The sequence below is a fragment of the Streptomyces sp. genome (assembly GCF_031178505.1).
Taxonomy (GTDB): Bacteria; Actinomycetota; Actinomycetes; order Streptomycetales; family Streptomycetaceae; genus Streptomyces; species Streptomyces gulbargensis.
The window spans coordinates 1-2,925 of sequence record NZ_JAPSIW010000830.1; the positions used below are offsets into that span (position 1 = coordinate 1).

Consider the following 2,925-nt stretch of genomic DNA (forward strand, 5'->3'; position numbering starts at 1 on the left):
AGTCGTGCTGCCAATTACACCATAGGCCACTGGTGGTTTAGACCAGTTGGTACCCCCGACCGGATTCGAACCGGCGCTACCGCCTTGAGAGGGCGGCGTGCTAGGCCGCTACACAACGGGGGCCCTAGCGATCCTGCATCGAGATCACCGGGTGCGACCCTGGTGATCCCGCGGGAAGGATCTGTACCCCCGACCGGATTCGAACCGGCGCTACTGCCTTGAGAGGGCAGCGTGCTAGGCCGCTACACAACGGGGGCTTTGTGGAATGATCCACGGTTGCAGATGAGCTCTGCGAGCTGGCCTACCTGGACTCGAACCAAGACTAACTGAACCAGAATCAGTCGTGCTGCCAATTACACCATAGGCCACCGGGGCGCCTTCCCCACCAGGGGGATCTTGCTCGGCTTGCGCTTTCCGGGTTCTTGCCTTTCGGCTTGCTCCCCTCGGCGCAGGAAGAACATTACCCGAAGGTGGACCGGGCTCCAAAACGGGTATGCCCGCCGAGCAGCGCCGGGAGCTGGTGGAGGTCCGTGATGCGGCTGAGCTCGGGGCGCCCGCCGGTGCCCGCCCGGTCCAGCCAGATGCCCACGAGCCCCGCCTCCACGGCGCCCCGGGCGTCGATGTCGGGCTGGTCCCCCACGTACGCCACCTGGTGCGGGGGCAGGCCCAGGGCCGTACAGGCCGCGTGGAAGGCCTCCGGGGCCGGCTTGGCCACCCCGAGCTCGGCGGCGCACAGGACGGCTTCGAAGCGGTCCCGGATGCCGAGGAGCCGCAGCTTGCGCTCCTGGTTGTGGATGCTGGAGTTCGACAGGACGGCGTGACGGTAGTCACGGGACAGCAGGTCGAGCACGGGAACGGTGTCCGGGAAGAGGCTCCAGGCGGCCTCGTAGTGCCGCACGTACCGGTCGAACCAGCCGTCGGCCTCGTCGGCGGTCAGCTCGGGCCTGCCGAGGAAGTCCCTGACCCGGTCCCGCCGCTGCTCGCGGAAGTCGCCGCCCTCGGTCTCGAAGCGCCGCCAGTGCAGGGTGGTCAGCTCGCGCCAGCGGTCCAGGGCCGCCTCGGCCGTGTCGTAGGACGCGAGGAGCCCCTCCGCGGCCAGGTGGTCGCGCATGCCGCGGGTGTCCGCGGTGGCGTAGTCGAAGATCGTGTCGTCGATGTCCCAGAGCACCGCGCGGATCGTCATGGAACGACGGTACCCCCGTCCCGGGAAGGGGCGGGGGTACCGGACGTGCACGGGCCGTTACGCGGAGAGCTTGGCCAGGGCCGCGTCGATCCGGGCCAGGGTGCGCTCCTTGCCGAGGATCTCCAGGGACTCGAAGAGCGGCAGGCCGACCGTGCGGCCGGTGACGGCGACGCGGACCGGGGCCTGGGCCTTGCCGAGCTTGAGGCCGTGGGCCTCGCCGGCGGCCAGGACGGCGTTCTTGAGCGACTCGGGGTCGCTCCAGTCGGCGCCTTCGAGCTTCTCGCGGGCGGTGGTGAGCAGGGCCGCGGGCTCGCCCTTCATCGCCTTGTCCCACGACGCCTGGTCGAAGACCGGCTCCTTCAGGAAGAGGAAGTCGACGTTGGCCGTGATCTCCGAGAGGACGGTGAGGCGCGTCTGGGCGTGCGGGGCGATGGCCTCCCAGGCGGCGCGGTCGAAGTCCTCGGGCGCCCAGGGGGCGTGCGGGGCGCGGAGCCAGGGCTCGCAGGCCTCCGCGAAGGCCTTCACGTCCAGCATGCGGATGTGGTCGGCGTTGATCGACTCGGCCTTCTTGAGGTCGAAGCGGGCCGGGTTGGCGTTCACGTCGGCGATGTCGAACTTCTCGACCATCTCCGGGACGGTGAAGATGTCCTGGTCGGCGGAGAAGGACCAGCCGAGCAGGGAGAGGTAGTTCAGCAGGCCCTCGGGGAGGAAGCCGCGCTCCCGGTAGAGGTTGAGGGAGGCCTGCGGGTCACGCTTGGAGAGCTTCTTGTTGCCCTCGCCCATCACGTACGGCAGGTGGCCGAAGGCCGGGATCTCCTTGGCGACGCCCAGCTCGATCAGCGCCTTGTAGAGCGCGATCTGGCGCGGGGTGGAGGAGAGCAGGTCCTCGCCGCGCAGGACGTGGGTGATCTCCATCAGGGCGTCGTCGACCGGGTTGACCAGGGTGTAGAGCGGGGCGCCGTTGGCCCGGAGGATGCCGTAGTCCGGCACGTTCTCCGGGGTGAAGGTGAGCTCGCCGCGGACCAGGTCGGTGAAGGTGATCGGCTCGTCGGGCATCCGGAAGCGGACGATCGGCTCGCGGCCCTCGGCCCGGTACACCTCGATCTGCCCGGCGGACAGCTCGCGGCAGTGGCCGTCGTAACCGGAGGGCCGGCCGGCGGCGCGGGCGGCCTCGCGGCGCTCGTCCAGCTCGGTGGTGGTGCAGTAGCAGTGGTACGCGTACCCGCCGGCGAGCAGCTTGTCGGCGACGTCCTTGTAGATGTCCATCCGCTGCGACTGACGGTACGGCGCGTGGGGGCCGCCGGTCTCCGGGCCCTCGTCCCAGTCGAGGCCCAGCCAGCGCAGCGAGTCGAGCAGCTGCTGGTACGACTCCTCCGAGTCGCGGGCCGCGTCGGTGTCCTCGATGCGGAAGACCATGGTGCCCTGGTTGTGCCGGGCGAAGGCCCAGTTGAAGAGGGCGGTGCGGACCAGGCCCACGTGGGGGTTGCCGGTCGGCGAGGGACAGAAACGGACGCGGATGTTCGCGTTAGCCACGCTTGATCACCCTATTGGTGAGAGTGCCGATGCCTTCGATGGTGACGGCGACCTCGTCGCCGACGTTGAGGGGTCCGACCCCGGCGGGGGTGCCGGTGAGGATGACGTCGCCGGGGAGCAGCGTCATGGCCTCGGTGATGTGGACGACGAGGTCCTCGACGGAGCGGATCATGTCGCTCGTGCGGCCGAGCTGGCGCTGTTCGCCGTTG

At 69.5% G+C, this 2,925-nt stretch carries 3 protein-coding genes and 3 tRNA genes; all 6 read right to left on the bottom strand.

All coding sequences use genetic code 11. The features are described 5' to 3' along the window. Nucleotides 1–47 precede the first annotated feature (47 nt). Nucleotides 48–123: transfer RNA gene (locus tag RIF68_RS33040), tRNA-Glu, on the bottom strand. Nucleotides 124–184: 61 nt separating this feature from the next. Beyond that, nucleotides 185–257 (bottom strand) — tRNA-Glu (locus RIF68_RS33045). A 39-nt stretch (nt 258–296) separates the two neighbouring features. After that, a tRNA-Gln gene (locus RIF68_RS33050) sits at nt 297–368 on the bottom strand. Between the two features lie 92 nt (nt 369–460). After that, entirely contained in the window at nt 461–1,183 is a 723-nt protein-coding gene (locus RIF68_RS33055) for an HAD family hydrolase (protein WP_309055111.1), read from the bottom strand. Nucleotides 1,184–1,240: 57 nt separating this feature from the next. Then, complete coding sequence (gltX, locus tag RIF68_RS33060) at nt 1,241–2,716, bottom strand: glutamate--tRNA ligase (protein WP_309055112.1); 1,476 nt, start codon at nt 2,714–2,716, stop codon at nt 1,241–1,243. Continuing rightward, nucleotides 2,709–2,925: fumarylacetoacetate hydrolase family protein (locus tag RIF68_RS33065; RefSeq protein WP_309055115.1), on the bottom strand; the 217-nt coding region annotated here is incomplete at its 5' end. The genes gltX and RIF68_RS33065, both read right to left, overlap by 8 nt.